The organism is Metabacillus arenae (assembly GCF_014773385.1).
Taxonomy (GTDB): domain Bacteria; phylum Bacillota; class Bacilli; order Bacillales; family Bacillaceae; genus Metabacillus_D; species Metabacillus_D arenae.
This window is the reverse complement of sequence record NZ_JACXAI010000002.1, coordinates 185,448-199,150: the sequence shown is the minus strand read 5'-3', so window position 1 is coordinate 199,150 and position 13,703 is coordinate 185,448. Positions and strand designations below refer to the sequence as shown.

The following is a 13,703-nucleotide window of genomic DNA, read 5'->3' as shown; positions in this document are numbered from 1 at the left end:
AACTTGTTAATATTAATACTAACAATGGATAATTGTGAGATAGGAGTGTAAATAATGGCTACCGTAATTTTTGATGAAAGAGAATTAGACAATCTTAGAAAAAACATTATAGATGTAGTTGAGAGTATAAAACATGATAAAAATGTATTAAACAAACTAAAAAGAGGTCTGAAAGAGTATAACATTCTACCTGGTCGAGTACAACAAATTGTAAATGAGATTAATACTCAAGCGTACGATCTAGATGTAAGTGAATTATATTTGTTTGCTAATGAATTGTATAAGTCAACTGGTAAAAGTGCAGCAGACCCGTCTAGTTATTATCCTTCTAGAATGTCAAAGGAAATTAAGACAAACTTTGAAGCAGATTTACCTGATAGAGTCGAATTTCCTTATACATTTGAAAATGTCATTAAGGGTGAAGATGACGATTATATGGCTTACGTAAAGGCAAGTGAAATAAAAAAACTTTTTGAAAATGGACTTTTACAATATAACAAAGAGGTTCAACGTGAAACAAGAAAATTAAATACGAAACATATTGAAGATATTATACATGTTCCAAAAGTTGTGGAAAAAAGTGTCGAAGCAATGATTAATCTTCATAAAACGGGAGAATGGGCTAGTACAGTCATAACACTCAATGCTAGACTAGACTCTTCTGATGAATATGAAGAATTGATTTATGATGAAGAAAATAAGACATTGACAGTTACAAAAGGAACTTTATTAGATATATTGGATGGATTCCATAGGATTAATGCTATTGCAAGAGTGTTTAGAGATCCTTCCTCATCAGACAAATTTTTTAAAGTAAATATTCTTAATTTTAATATCGGTAAAGCAAAGCAACAATTTGCTCAAATTAATACGATTAATCCTGTTAGTAAAAGCAGAGTTGAAGAAATAGCTCAAAGTAAATGGTCGTCTAATGTTGTGGAAAGATTAAAATATAATAGTGAACTTAAAGGTAGAATTTCTGATCAGACTATCGGTAGAAATTCAGGATTACTTGTATCCTTCTTAACCTTATCTAATGCGATTGATGATTGTTTTGAAATTAAAGATAAGGCTGATGCAGCAAAATTATCTAAATATTTAATTGAATTTTTTAATGAATTGGTATTAAATTTCCCCGATGAGTTTCTAGGCGATGTAGCAGCAGTAAGAAAGAAAAGCTTAATAAATAACAACTTAATGTTCGAAGGATATGTTATGCTTGCTAAGAAAATGAAAGATGAGTCAATCCCTGTTAATAAGTTATCAGAGATACTAAATAAAATTGATTTTAATAAAGAAAATCCCTTATGGAGAGATATAAATATTCTCGATGAAACATTGCATGTTAAAGGTAAAACTAAAAAACATATTTACAACTTTTTCGAGAAATTAACAATTAAATAGGTGGTGAACGCAATGGCGAAAATCTATAATGAAGATATTAAAAATAAATTTTTAGAAACTTTTCCTGAAACAACAAGTGATATCTATAAGTACTTGTTCTATAGGAGTTATGATACTGAGGATATATTAGGAAGGGATCTTTACACTTTTACATCGGATGAAATAAAAGATGTTCTGATAAATGCTAATCATACGACATTGAACGCAGTTAGATTAAGCCATCAAGTCATTTCTACGTATTTGCAGTGGGCTGCTGAAAATGGACTTAGTGAAACAAATATTAATTTAGCTAAAACAATTAAAACTGATGAATTAAGAAACTTCATTGATAAGAGTAGAAAGCTTTATTTGTCGGAAGAAGAAATAATTGATATAGAAGATCATTTGGTTAATTATCAAGATAAGGCATTGATAAGATTAATTTTCGAGGGTGTAAACGGCTTCCAACATTCTGAGATATTAAATTTGGTACCTGAAAATTTCAATGAGGATACAAATGAATTAAAGCTCAAAGATGACAAATACGGTAAAAGAACTATTAAAGTTAGTGATAGATGTATAAATATAGTGAAAAAAGCAGCAAATGAAACTGAATACCACATGAAAAATGGGGAAGCACAAGGAAGAAGAAGTACAGTTAAGTTAGCTGAAAATTATCATGTAATAAAAACAAAAGTAACGAGAGTGGAAAATTTTAAAAGAGCAGATAGACATTTAGTATACAGGGCTTTAACTTCAATCAGTGAATTCTTTAAATTACCTTACTTATCACCAAAAAATATTGAAAAATCAGGTATGCTTAAAATGGCTCATGACATTAATCCATCTGGAGATTTGACAAATGAGGAATTAACCAAAATAGCAGACCATTTTAATGTAAGAACAGTGAAAATAAATGGTCGTGAGATATACAATTATTCACTTCTCAGAGAATTCATTAATAAGGAAAATATAGATTCACTTTATAACCAATAATGGCAATATTTAATCCTAGAAAAGCTAGGGTTAAATATTTATACATAAGTAAATTTAATAAAAATTTGTGTCTGAATTCGTGTAATTTGTGGCAAATTATAGGACTTGAGAAACAAATTAGCAAAAATATCAGAATTCGACAAAAAACGCTAGTGACATAAGTCTTATTGTGTAGTAAAATTGGATTATGTTCACGAAAACGTGAACTAGGAGGCAAAGTAGGACTAAGATCCTACTCCCAGAGCCAATGCTTATCTTGATACTTTCCATTCATATAAATCATCGATATGACAATTTAAAGCTACAGCAATCAACATGGCATTATGAAGTGACATTTTTCTTTTGTTTCTTCTATATTCACTTATCTGACTTTTTGAAATTCCGGTCATGTCTGCCAATTGCTGTTGAGTCATACCTTTCCTGTGAATGAGATCTTCTAATAAGCATTGTCCGATTTCTATTCTGATCATCGGACAACCTCCTATAAATCCTACTTCTATCTTCAAATGTTCCAGTTCTAATCATACCAACTTTGCCCTACATATTAAAGAAAATTTTTTGCTACTAGTAATCAAAGACGAATGAAGGTATAATGAAAGTAAGAAATACGAACGAATGTTCTGTTTTGATGTTGAGGCTTTTGTCTTAATATATATTATAATTTTTCAAAGGAGAGGGAATAATGGAGCAGTTAATCCAGGGGAGCATTACATTAGATTTTTTTACTAGAGTAGTAGGAGATGAAGGAGTAGATTCATTTATTAAGATGATTCTGACCCTATCAGATAATAATATTAGAGAGTTAAATTTTACGGATTTAACTGGAGAAACCCGTACTCTACATATACAAGGACATACAGTAGATAATGATGACTTGTTTGTATCAGAAATTGATGAGTTTACTCCAGAAGAATATAAAAAGTAGTCGCCATATGCAACCAGACGACTACTTAATGCAGTGTATATGTGGGCATATACTACTAACAACTTAATAATACCATAGAGATATGTTTTATCCTATTACAGGTTTGTTACAACATATGAAAAAGTCATCGATTGCGAAAAATTATTGCGGTGACTTTTTATTTTCCCTCTTTACAAATAATTGATTTATATGTATAATTTACTTATAAAAAGAAATTAGGGGATAGAATTATGGAGATAACTATAGTAGCAAGTGATTTCAAAATTGTATCTAATAAAATTGTTGCCAAGAACCTGCTTAGAATTCCAGACGACATTAAAGTAAGTTTTGCTACTGGGAAAACCACATTAAATGTATTGTTTGATTCAAAGAGTTTAACAAGAGCAATCAAGGATTTAGAAAAAGCTGCGAATGATTTGAAATCTATGCAACAATTAACCATTCATAAAAACCAATTAACAGCAAAGAAAGATTTCTTAAATCTTATGGATCAGTTTTATTCGATGGCTAAAGTATATGGATTTACACATGATGAAATTATGAATTATGCCTATGAATCTTATTTGGGACTATCTGGTGAGAGTAGTAACAAAAGAAAAATCAGAAAGGCTGAGGAATTTCTATAAAACAGTCGTTTCAATGAAAGGGGGTGGGGAGTTGATTACTAGGACAGATGTTGGCTTAGTTGAATGTAAAGGATGTCGTGGGAAAGGAAGTCAAGTTACACTCTATAGCATACACAGAGGAATACCCAATCCGGTTAGAAAATGCAGAAGCTGTGAGGGAACTGGCAAAGTCCAGGGAATGGTTGTAACATATTTTGAAGATGAAGATTATGCTACTTTATGCATAAATGATTGTTATAATAAATAAATTAAACATATATAATAAAGAAGGGGAATATCCCCTCCCAATCAATGTAACTGATGTTGGTGCTCAGTCTGACTAACAATTGATGTTACAGGTTGATTATTCATTTCTAATAACTTTTGTTGTCCTAGTTGGATAAGTCGCTTTGTCATTTCTCCACCAACTGAACCGTTAGCGCGGGAAGTAGTTTCAGCTCCTAAGTTAACACCAAATTCAGTAGCGATTTCTAGTTTTAATTGATCGAGTAATTGTTGGTTTTGAATTAGCATTTAGCAACAACTCCTAGAGGTTTATTCAAGCCATATCTGACTTGTTAATCTAATTATAAGTGAATTTAATATAAGTGTATATGTATAAAATAAGGTATGAAAGGAAGTTGATTATGGAACAAGTTCAAAAAACTATAATCGAAAAGGCTACTTATTCTTATGATACAGAGGAGGAAAAAATATCTCATTCAGCAGTTATGGGAGCAAGAAACTATAAAGAGATAGATACTTGGATTGGTATAGAATTATGCGGTCAGGCAAAGTTCTATAGTTACTTATGAACGTAAAATTTAAATGAAAACTCAGTTTTATGGGGTGATTGAATGCTTACGCCTACACATTTTATAATAATGCTCATAGTGTTTTTGGCAAGTATAGGTACAGGTTGGATTTTAAAGAAGTTGTATAAAAACTAAATCTTATCGAATTAAGGATGTGAACACATGAAGCATGTTTATTATGGGGAGAGATATATAACCTGTAAAGTTGTTGATATAGGTAGAATTATGAATTTAAATAGCGATTTTATATGGGGTTATGGTAGTAATCGCTATAAGGAAATCATTGAAAATGAAATAGATAATTTCAAAAAAGGACAACCGAAGGAATTTGTAAAGTATATCTCTAATCTCAGGGTTAGTGGGATATTTATTAAAGAAGAGTCGCATGAACATATTCTGAATACTGGTGAAAGTATTAAGGTTAATAACCGAATAGGTCAGATATTATATAGGACATATGACTCTACAAATAATACAATGTATTATTATACAGATATGCCTTTCGAACATGATATATATGACAAAATTGACGTATCTGATGTAGGATATGAAGATGCGTTAGAAATGCTAGAGAATATGCATAAAAAATACTTTACTGATAAAACAGAGCTTAACGTTAATGCATGTGAGAAGAAAGGATTCTGGAGTAGAATTTTTGGATAAAATCTGATTTTTAAAGAGAAATAAATTAATTATTAGGAGGTAAAAACATGGTAGCATTAGATAATATGTATGACGGAGTCCAATTTGGTAAATTTGATAATGGAAAAGATTTAACTAAAGCAATTAGCAAATATGTTAAATGTAGTTTAGATGATGTTTTGTTTTTATGCATTGGTACTGATAGATCGACAGGTGATAGTTATGCTCCTTTAATTGGAACAATGTTAAAAGAAAAAGGATATAGGAATGTTATCGGTACAATTGATGATCCGTGTCATGCTAAGAACCTAGATGAAAAAATAAAAGAAATTCCTGAAGAGAAAACAGTGATTGCAATTGATGCTGCTCTAGGAAAATTCAAAAATATTGGGAAAATTTCTTTTAATAAAGGTAAATTGTCTCCTGGTGCTGGAGTAGGGAAGGAATTAACAAAAGTTGGTGATTACAGTATTTATGGAACAGTAAATGTTGGAGGATACATGGAGTTTCAAGTATTGCAGAATACTAGATTGAGTTTAGTAATGAAAATGGCAAAAGAAACTACGTTAGCAATAACAAAAGCATTTCCACTAATTAAAGAAGAAAGCAGATATACATATAACATGAAAAATAAGCATGCTTTTAAATTAAAAAGATTGTCTGTTTAAAATGAGAATTTTTTTAAATAAATTAAACTTAAGGGGATGGGTTAAATGAATAAACTAGAACAAAGTTATAATATTTTAGAAAGTTTAAGATTACCTCATGGATTGTATTACGCAAGTCCTTCATCAGATTATTCATACGTCTGGATACGTGATTCCTGCTATGAAGTAATGCCTTATCTTGATAAACAGTGTAACAGATACGAAAAAACTTATCATAGACTTCTAGATCTATTCCTTGAATACGAATGGAAAATCGAGATACATACAAAACAAAAGCCTCATGCGCAATGGGAATATATACACGCAAGATTTTCAGCACAAGATGTTAAGGAAATTGACACACCTTGGGGGCACGCACAACACGATGCAGTGGGAGCATTTCTGTTTGGTGTAGGAGAAGGTGTTAAGAAAGGTAAGAAAATTATTAGGAATGAAGCCGATCACAGGATCATTCAAAAGTTAGTTTGGTACTTAGATACATGCCAGTATTGGATCGATTCCGATAATGGGATGTGGGAAGAATGGCGAGAAGTACATAGTTCATCGGTTGGCGCATGTATAGCCGGATTACAGAATGTTAGAGAAATCGTATTTGTACCAAGAGAACTGGTATTAAAAGGTTATTATTCATTGTCAAATCTATTCCCTAATGAAAGTGCAGATAGACCAATTGACTTGGCGCAAATGAGTTTAATTTATCCATATAAAGTGTTATTTAGTGATGATGCAGTTAAGATTGTTAATGAGGTTGAAAGTAAGTTATTGAGGTCAAGGGGCGTAATTAGATACCAAGGCGACTCATACTACTCCACAATTGAACATGAAGGAAGGCATCATCCATTAAGTCATTATTATGGAACTGAGGCAGAATGGTGCTTTGGATTACCTTGGTTAGCACTTTGTCACATGGAATTAGGTAATTATAATAAAGCAAAAGATTATATAGAGTGGACTGAAAGTGTAATGTTGGAAGATGGAAGTTTACCAGAATTGTATTTATCAGGCACAAATCAATACAATATCAACACGCCTTTGGGATGGTCAAATGCAATGTACATACAAGCAAAAGAAAAATACATAAATAAAACTGTTGACAAAAATAAACTTATCAATGTAATATAAGATTATAAATAAATTAATCATATTTTAAGAGGTGAGGATGTGGAAAGTAAATTCGAAGATTTAGTAAAAAAGAAAGCTCATCAGGGAATCGACAAGTTAACCGGAAACAGATTGCTTAAAGTCGCATCGCTAATAGATGAATTAATTAAAGAAGATGAATACATAAATGAATATATTAATCTAGGAATGAAAATGGGAGAATAGAATGATTTCGCAGGAGAAGATAATAAATGCTGTAAATGCCGGATTAAAAGCTTTGAAGTGTAATGCAGATGGAGATAAGAGAAAGGCATTGTATTACGCTGATCATGTAAAGGATGATATACAAGCTGCTATACATCTATTGTTAGCTGAGATTGAAGAAGATGAAAGTGAGGATGATACTACGTTAAGGAGTGAAAGAAATGCTAAGGATCATTAAGATGGAATTTTATTTTCGCATAGCAATGTACCATTTTAAGAAATCGAACAAACATGCTGATAAATTTATTAAACATAGAAAAATAGCTGAGGTATACGAAAAGAAACACAATATAGTTTAGTTAAAAGTAAAATTTTATTTAGAATAGGAGGGAATTAAATGAAAAGGTATTTTACTGGAATAGCGCAAGAAACATTGGGTAATAATTCTATTTGTGTAAAAGAAGGAGAGTATATCAGAAAGATAATAGATGACGAAGATATTGAACGTGAACTTCTAGTCTATATAAATAATATTGGAGAGGTTACGATTAATCCTAATCGACCTGTAAGATATACAGTATTAAATGTTAGTTTTAGATAAAATTGAAGTTTTATATAAATAGGAGGAATCTATGAATGAGAAATGTTGCTTGGTTAAATGGGATTCGAAAAGCATTCGATCTTACTTGTGAAACAGTTAAAGTTGTAGAGGATGATCAGCATATAATTGTAAATCGATTTATAAATGGAGATAAGAATGATTATACAGGATGGGATATCGAGGATGTTATAAATAACCTAAACGAAAATGGATATTTTATAACCTCGGTTGAAAAGGATGGAGATGTAAGAATATACTATCTTACCAATTTAACTATATTTTCTGATTAACATAAAAGTTATGATTTATATAAATAAATTAAATTGGAGGAATGAAAAATGAATCTCAATTGGTTATATAAGAAAGAAGATCATATGACAAGGTTTTTCGGAACTAAATGGAATAGTCGTGTTTCATTAAAACGTTGGCATAAAGCTAATTTAGGTAAAAGAGGGGTTTATTTTTATCAAGGATATATGGAAATTCAGTTCGGTAATTGGGTACTTAGATATAAAAATAATAAATGACACTACATATGGTTATTAGGAAAAACATAAACACAATATATAGATATTGAATTCAAATGAAATGAATATTCTAAATAGGAGATGATATTATGAAAAAGATGATTTTAACAGGTTTAGTAGCTATTATGGCAGTAATAGGTTTGGTAGGATGTACAGAAGCAGATACAGACAGTATCACAAAATTTATCGAAGTCGGCAGATTCATTTGAGGTACAGAGAAGGGTTGTTTTCTTTAACGGTATAACCGACAAATATCTGCTTACCGTTGAAGGACTTTGTTCTTTGGGGAATGGAGACACTGACCTGAGAATGACAGTAACTTGTAAGGTTGGTGAGGATGAATATAAAAAACATTATCTTGGCTTGAGTGACAACGTGAGTTTCTTTGCGGAACAGCTTGAACCAAATAAGGAAGACCCTTTCCACTACAAAATTTTATTCCGTCCAGAAGCAATCATTCCAGATATAGACTTGCAAACAAGTAAAAAATAAAGAGGTGATAATGTGGAAAAAGAACAGATTATAAGAACATTAGAATCATTGTTGTCAGATTTAGAAAGTGCTTATTATGGTGGATTCAGAGCTACTACGAATGAAGAAGAACATAGAGCAATTAGAGAAGCAATTAAATTGATAAAGTAATTTAATTAGTTAAATTAAGGAGTGTGAAAATGAGCAAATTTTGGAGAGAAAAGTACATAGGTAATTACACAGTATACTGTGGTCTATTCCGAAAAGGAGATATTAGAATAGGAATTACTTTAGGTAATCAAGAATCATGTGTCGATTTATTCTTTGTAACTTTCGGTTTTATGAGAACTTAATAGGGAGGTGTAATAAATTGAATTGTATTGTTACGAGTGATATTACAAAAGCAAGTCACTGGTTAGCTAAAGAGGATGAAAATAATGAATTTTCAAATGTCACAGTAGGTAATCTTTATGCTTTAAAATATGACGAGAGAGAACACGAGTATTACATAATTGATGACGAAGACAGGTATTCACTTATCTTTTTATGTCACGAAGGGGATTTTGTAATTGTTAATTAAACCAACTTAAAAGGGAGGTTAAAAACATTGAAAGAAATTGAAATTTCAATTGATACTGAAGAAATTGCTGAGTTTCTATTCGATAACCTAATTAGAAATGGATATTCTCCAACAGAAGATGAATTAGATGTCGTAGCAGATATTGTGTTTGACTTCTTTATCCATAAAGGAATTGTTCAAGAGGAATTTTAATCTAGGCTAAAACCCATTTTACATAAACAGCAACACCACAACCACCACATGCTCATAAGATACACTATCAAAGACAACAGGGAGAGATAGTGTAAATGAAAAACTTCGAGAGCATTATAAATAAACTTATTAATAATGATCAAAATAAATTGAAATGTCCATATTGCTGGTGTAAGATTACATTAGAAGGAAATAAAAAAATATGCAAAGATTGCAATGTAGAGGTGAACAAACATGAACTTATCTAAAACAAAAGCCAAATACATCTGCGAACATAATGAACTAGGGAATAAAGAATATTATAAACAAGTATATTTATCTGATCTGCAAATGTGGGGAGCTAAGAGAAAAATAACTAAGAGTACATTCAAGAAGAAAGAAAAAGAAGGATTCAAAGTTGAATATCGGAAAGTCATCATTAACTTTAAAATAATTGAAGAAATGGTTTTGGATATTGATAGTTTAATTGACTTGTCCTTGATGACCAAAGATAAAGCTTGGTTTAAGCAGCTTATTTCAAAAAGAAATTTATTAAATAAAATATTAAATTAAAGGAAATTAAACAACCACCACAACATATAATTAATAAAGACTCAATTTAGAGGTGGTTGAATTGAACATAAAAGAAAGATTGCAGCAGTGGAAAAATGAAAATCCAATACGGAAATATAGGAAGGAGAGTGGATTGAGTCAACCAGATATAGCTGGGTTAATAGGAGTAAGCACATATACTGTGCAACGTTGGGAAGATGGATCTGTTAGTCCTTCGGGAGAGAACTTGAAGAAGATGAGTAAATTGATTGATGAGATTGAGGAAAGTTTAAGTGAATGGAAGAATAATAGGCCGACATTATGAGGGGCTGTTGCTCCTCTGAGTACATAATTGACGCAAAAACTGTGAAGTAAGAAAGGGTGCAGAAGGTGAGATTTTTTAAAGAATTAATTAAAATTATTTGGGAAAGCACGGTATTGTTTTATTATTACAGCACTGTTGAAATCATTCATAGGTTGAAAACAGGAGAAGATAAGTTTTATTGGGAGATAAAAGAAATGAAAAATAAAAAGTAATTATGTGCAGTACGCTAAGATTGCGAACCAAAGGGGGAAGTATTTTGAAAATAGAAATTTGGTTTTCGGACACAAGTCAACCAAGAACCTACGAGAATGTGGTGAACACATTTCAAGAAGGTCAACTGTTTTGTATACAACTTGCAGATAAAATCTACAAGTACCCAATAATTAAATTATTTAGAGTAGTTGAATATCTCTAATACGCAATACTCTAAAAAATACGAATTAGACAAAAATACCGACATAGGGAGATGGAGAATTTGAAAAGAACCATTACCGATAAAATTAGAAACAGACATATGATTCATGGAAATAGGTATACAGAGGATTTAGAGTGGACTGTCAGAAAATTCGAGAAAGCGTTAAAAGAAATAAACGAAAAATGCGTCCAATGTGATAGTAAAGGACAAAAGATAAACGGGGATGAAATAGGAGAAATCGTGATTAAAGCATTGGATATTTAATGCACTATCCAAGGAAAGAACAGACAAAAAAATGAGAAGTAAGAGGTGAGTTGACTTGAAACCATATCAACCCAACAAAAAGAACTCTGAACTATTTGAAATGGTGGATAGGATTAATGAATGTAACGAAGAATTGAACTACTTTGCTACAAGGGATAAGTCAAAACGATTAGACCATATTGAAAGTAATGCAAAGCAAATTGAGAAAATAGCAATTGAAATACAGAAACAAGTGAAATCAATGAGAAGAAAGTAAGTCGTAGTTCGCATAAAATGTGAATAAAACAAATATTTTATCGTAAATATATGCTTGAAAAACATAGTATGAGCGAGTAAAACAGAGAATACAGGAGGTTGAAAATGGACATTCAGCAGAAACCGAAGGATAATAAGAGTGATAATTATATAGACCAGGTTAAAAAAAGTGATTTAAAGGGTGGACAAATGATATAAATAAATTTAATATTATATATTGATTTACACAAGTAAATTAATTATAATTTAATCAAGGAGGTAATAAAGTTGTTAAGAAAATAAAAGTTTGGTCGGAATTGGCATGATGTTATTGAATAAAAACGATATTATGAGGAGTAAAGGGGTTGTTAAAAATGGAATGTAGTAACTACCATTGTTTGTGGAACGCATTTAGTCAATGCTGTCATGAAAGCGAAGAAGGATATGACCGTGCAACACCTAACGAATTGGATTGTCCTTCATCTTTAAGAAAAGACTTTCAAGAACAGTTATTTCTTTTGGCTTCAGAATGTGGGGATTTGCTTGATAAGAGAAACATGAAAGAATTAATCAAGATAAAAAAGTTTATAGAATCACAAAGAAATTAATTTAAAAGTAGTTTTTTATGGAAAAAAGGAGAGATAAACATGCTAGAAAAATTAATGAATGAGTTTAATAAAGATCAAAAAATTGAATTTATCCGTTCTGTGCAAGGTTTATATTGGACTATGACTTCTACTGAAACACTTAAACAATTAACAGATGGAGAGATTGATGACCTGTTTGAATTTCAATATAGTAATTTGCCATCAGAATTAATGAATAAAACAATAGAAAATGTTAAGGAAAGAACTAAGTAAAAGGAACATTTCTTACAGAAAAGGAGTGAAAAAATGGAAATTAAAGTTAAATTAAATAAGCGTGAAATAGAAGAAATTGTTGCTTATTATTTTTCCAATAATAAGGATGCTCATGAACCAATCGTTAATCAATTGAAGAATGGTGAAGTAGAAGTGATTTATGAAGATTGTAGTATAGAAGATGGAATTCTTTAAAAGACACATTTTAGTAAAAATAAATTAAATTAAAGGAGTAAATATGAACAAGAAAACATATTATGCTGATACAAAAAGTATAGATGTTACGGTTAATGATGGAAAGAAAGATCTGCTCGATAAAGTATTTAAACTTCTTGAATCTAGAGGCTTTATAATTCAAACAGACCAAAGGATTTTAAATGAATATCCAATTTTAGCAGATACGCATTGGGAAGGTATAAAAGGAGATTTACAATTTAAGTCCCATATCTATCCGGCAGGATTTGATATCAAATTTTATCAAGAAGTAAAAACTAAAAATAAAAATGGCGGATATTACGACTCTGATAAACTTGAAAAGATGCCGTATTTAGTCAAGTGTGAATTCCTAATCACACGGAACCTTATTTGCGAACTAATTGAGTCAGAAGGATTTTCTAATCGTGCAGAGCCAGAGTTTAAAAGTTCATTTGACAAAGTAATGTACAAAATTAAAAGCTGTTGGCATTACAAAGAGGGTAAGGAACTTCCTGATTATGAATTTCCTTCCTATAATTCTAAAGATAGAGATGATAAACAATTATATAACGGTCAAACGAAGTATTTTCGTGATAGGAAAGGCCGTTTAAAACGTGGAGTTATCTATCATAATATCAACAATATGTGGTGGACTATTTTAAATAAGAATGATTACACTAACGTTGCAGCATTTGAATTATTTGATTTAACAACAGAAGAGGATCACATTCCTAAAATTTATAGTCGAGCAATACCACAAAGAGTGAGAGCAGAGAAAGCTAGAAAACGTTTTAACGAAGAGTTTAGTTATTCGATGTTAAGAGAAATACATATCGACCATTTAAGGTCATTTATTTCACAGGAATTAGCTAATCACGATCATGATAAAGAGATGAAATTATCGTTAAGAGCACCTCGTAAAAAAGATATTGACATTCTGAAGACTAAAGGTTTAAGATACGTCCAGATTACAGTTAAAGGGTCATATTTTGATAGAAGAGAAGGCATCACATTTAATCAAGTTGGTTTTATTGGTTTTGCAGGATGGACTTCAAGTTATAATGTAAAACCATTCGTAGATGCATTTGAAAAGTGGATGGATTGGTTAAGTGGAGTAGTCAAACAAGTTGCTTAAATTAAGATAAATTCAAGTTTTTAATTAAAGGAGG

At 30.9% G+C, this 13,703-nt stretch carries 27 protein-coding genes; 25 read left to right on the top strand and 2 right to left on the bottom strand.

Annotated elements, in window-relative coordinates; all coding sequences use genetic code 11:
• Positions 1 to 54 precede the first annotated feature (54 nt).
• On the top strand, positions 55 to 1,404 hold the full coding sequence (locus IC621_RS02685) for a DNA sulfur modification protein DndB (protein ID WP_191155456.1): 1,350 nt from the start codon (positions 55 to 57) through the stop codon (positions 1,402 to 1,404).
• Positions 1,405 to 1,416: 12 nt separating this feature from the next.
• The gene (locus tag IC621_RS02680) at positions 1,417 to 2,379 is read left to right on the top strand and encodes a phage lytic cycle repressor MrpR family protein (RefSeq protein WP_191155454.1); all 963 of its coding nucleotides are present in this window, start codon (positions 1,417 to 1,419) and stop codon (positions 2,377 to 2,379) included.
• Between the two features lie 251 nt (positions 2,380 to 2,630).
• Here IC621_RS02680 and IC621_RS02675 read toward each other — a convergent pair whose 3' ends face one another.
• Entirely contained in the window at positions 2,631 to 2,849 is a 219-nt protein-coding gene (locus tag IC621_RS02675) for a helix-turn-helix domain-containing protein (protein WP_224752275.1), read from the bottom strand.
• A 212-nt stretch (positions 2,850 to 3,061) separates the two neighbouring features.
• Here IC621_RS02675 and IC621_RS02670 point away from each other — a divergent pair, with 212 nt between their 5' ends.
• Both IC621_RS02670 and IC621_RS02665 read left to right on the top strand, forming a co-directional pair.
• Complete coding sequence (locus tag IC621_RS02670; protein ID WP_191155452.1) at positions 3,062 to 3,304, top strand: hypothetical protein; 243 nt, start codon at positions 3,062 to 3,064, stop codon at positions 3,302 to 3,304.
• Positions 3,305 to 3,534: 230 nt separating this feature from the next.
• Positions 3,535 to 3,930, top strand: a complete 396-nt coding sequence (locus tag IC621_RS02665; RefSeq protein WP_191155450.1) for a hypothetical protein — start codon at positions 3,535 to 3,537, stop codon at positions 3,928 to 3,930.
• A gap of 288 nt (positions 3,931 to 4,218) precedes the next feature.
• On the opposite strand, the gene IC621_RS02660 is transcribed toward IC621_RS02665, so the two are convergent.
• Entirely contained in the window at positions 4,219 to 4,443 is a 225-nt protein-coding gene (locus IC621_RS02660) for an alpha/beta-type small acid-soluble spore protein (RefSeq protein WP_191155448.1), read from the bottom strand.
• A gap of 113 nt (positions 4,444 to 4,556) precedes the next feature.
• On the opposite strand from IC621_RS02660, the gene IC621_RS02655 reads away from it, so the two are divergent.
• The 21 genes from IC621_RS02655 to IC621_RS26295 all read left to right on the top strand — a co-directional run bounded on the left by IC621_RS02655 (position 4,557) and on the right by IC621_RS26295 (position 13,669).
• Positions 4,557 to 4,724 (top strand): hypothetical protein, encoded by a 168-nt coding sequence (locus IC621_RS02655; protein ID WP_191155446.1) that lies wholly within the window; start codon positions 4,557 to 4,559, stop codon positions 4,722 to 4,724.
• A gap of 162 nt (positions 4,725 to 4,886) precedes the next feature.
• Positions 4,887 to 5,387 carry a hypothetical protein gene (locus IC621_RS02650; RefSeq protein ID WP_191155444.1) on the top strand — a complete coding sequence of 167 codons (501 nt, stop codon included), beginning with the start codon at positions 4,887 to 4,889 and terminating at the stop codon, positions 5,385 to 5,387.
• A 47-nt stretch (positions 5,388 to 5,434) separates the two neighbouring features.
• Entirely contained in the window at positions 5,435 to 6,034 is a 600-nt protein-coding gene (gene yyaC / locus IC621_RS02645) for a spore protease YyaC (RefSeq protein ID WP_224752274.1), read from the top strand.
• Positions 6,035 to 6,079: 45 nt separating this feature from the next.
• Complete coding sequence (locus IC621_RS02640) at positions 6,080 to 7,156, top strand: glycoside hydrolase family 15 protein (protein ID WP_191155442.1); 1,077 nt, start codon at positions 6,080 to 6,082, stop codon at positions 7,154 to 7,156.
• A 39-nt stretch (positions 7,157 to 7,195) separates the two neighbouring features.
• The gene (locus tag IC621_RS02635; protein WP_191155440.1) at positions 7,196 to 7,360 is read left to right on the top strand and encodes a hypothetical protein; all 165 of its coding nucleotides are present in this window, start codon (positions 7,196 to 7,198) and stop codon (positions 7,358 to 7,360) included.
• A gap of 1 nt (position 7,361) precedes the next feature.
• Complete coding sequence (locus IC621_RS02630) at positions 7,362 to 7,577, top strand: hypothetical protein (protein WP_191155438.1); 216 nt, start codon at positions 7,362 to 7,364, stop codon at positions 7,575 to 7,577.
• A gap of 159 nt (positions 7,578 to 7,736) precedes the next feature.
• A complete protein-coding gene (locus IC621_RS02625) occupies positions 7,737 to 7,940 on the top strand; it encodes a hypothetical protein (protein WP_191155436.1) in 204 nt (67 codons plus the stop codon).
• Between the two features lie 35 nt (positions 7,941 to 7,975).
• The gene (locus IC621_RS02620; protein ID WP_191155434.1) at positions 7,976 to 8,230 is read left to right on the top strand and encodes a hypothetical protein; all 255 of its coding nucleotides are present in this window, start codon (positions 7,976 to 7,978) and stop codon (positions 8,228 to 8,230) included.
• Positions 8,231 to 8,278: 48 nt separating this feature from the next.
• Entirely contained in the window at positions 8,279 to 8,467 is a 189-nt protein-coding gene (locus IC621_RS02615) for a hypothetical protein (RefSeq protein ID WP_191155432.1), read from the top strand.
• A gap of 162 nt (positions 8,468 to 8,629) precedes the next feature.
• Positions 8,630 to 8,959, top strand: a complete 330-nt coding sequence (locus IC621_RS27325) for a beta-sandwich lipoprotein (RefSeq protein WP_449809036.1) — start codon at positions 8,630 to 8,632, stop codon at positions 8,957 to 8,959.
• A gap of 12 nt (positions 8,960 to 8,971) precedes the next feature.
• Positions 8,972 to 9,109: a hypothetical protein gene (locus tag IC621_RS02605; protein WP_191155430.1), complete on the top strand. Its 138-nt coding sequence runs from the start codon at positions 8,972 to 8,974 to the stop codon at positions 9,107 to 9,109.
• Between the two features lie 199 nt (positions 9,110 to 9,308).
• Positions 9,309 to 9,518: a hypothetical protein gene (locus IC621_RS02600; protein ID WP_191155428.1), complete on the top strand. Its 210-nt coding sequence runs from the start codon at positions 9,309 to 9,311 to the stop codon at positions 9,516 to 9,518.
• A 27-nt stretch (positions 9,519 to 9,545) separates the two neighbouring features.
• On the top strand, positions 9,546 to 9,710 hold the full coding sequence (locus tag IC621_RS02595; protein ID WP_191155426.1) for a YozD family protein: 165 nt from the start codon (positions 9,546 to 9,548) through the stop codon (positions 9,708 to 9,710).
• Positions 9,711 to 9,944: 234 nt separating this feature from the next.
• On the top strand, positions 9,945 to 10,262 hold the full coding sequence (locus IC621_RS02590) for a hypothetical protein (RefSeq protein WP_191155424.1): 318 nt from the start codon (positions 9,945 to 9,947) through the stop codon (positions 10,260 to 10,262).
• Positions 10,263 to 10,314: 52 nt separating this feature from the next.
• Positions 10,315 to 10,566, top strand: a complete 252-nt coding sequence (locus tag IC621_RS02585; RefSeq protein ID WP_318152996.1) for a helix-turn-helix domain-containing protein — start codon at positions 10,315 to 10,317, stop codon at positions 10,564 to 10,566.
• A 475-nt stretch (positions 10,567 to 11,041) separates the two neighbouring features.
• A complete protein-coding gene (locus tag IC621_RS02580) occupies positions 11,042 to 11,245 on the top strand; it encodes a hypothetical protein (protein WP_191155420.1) in 204 nt (67 codons plus the stop codon).
• A gap of 55 nt (positions 11,246 to 11,300) precedes the next feature.
• Complete coding sequence (locus IC621_RS02575) at positions 11,301 to 11,501, top strand: hypothetical protein (RefSeq protein WP_191155418.1); 201 nt, start codon at positions 11,301 to 11,303, stop codon at positions 11,499 to 11,501.
• A gap of 352 nt (positions 11,502 to 11,853) precedes the next feature.
• Positions 11,854 to 12,087 carry a hypothetical protein gene (locus tag IC621_RS02570; RefSeq protein WP_191155722.1) on the top strand — a complete coding sequence of 78 codons (234 nt, stop codon included), beginning with the start codon at positions 11,854 to 11,856 and terminating at the stop codon, positions 12,085 to 12,087.
• A 39-nt stretch (positions 12,088 to 12,126) separates the two neighbouring features.
• Complete coding sequence (locus IC621_RS02565; protein ID WP_191155416.1) at positions 12,127 to 12,339, top strand: hypothetical protein; 213 nt, start codon at positions 12,127 to 12,129, stop codon at positions 12,337 to 12,339.
• 33 nt (positions 12,340 to 12,372) lie between these two features.
• On the top strand, positions 12,373 to 12,534 hold the full coding sequence (locus tag IC621_RS02560; protein WP_191155414.1) for a hypothetical protein: 162 nt from the start codon (positions 12,373 to 12,375) through the stop codon (positions 12,532 to 12,534).
• A 43-nt stretch (positions 12,535 to 12,577) separates the two neighbouring features.
• Complete coding sequence (locus IC621_RS26295) at positions 12,578 to 13,669, top strand: hypothetical protein (RefSeq protein ID WP_224752272.1); 1,092 nt, start codon at positions 12,578 to 12,580, stop codon at positions 13,667 to 13,669.
• Positions 13,670 to 13,703: the final 34 nt, after the last annotated feature.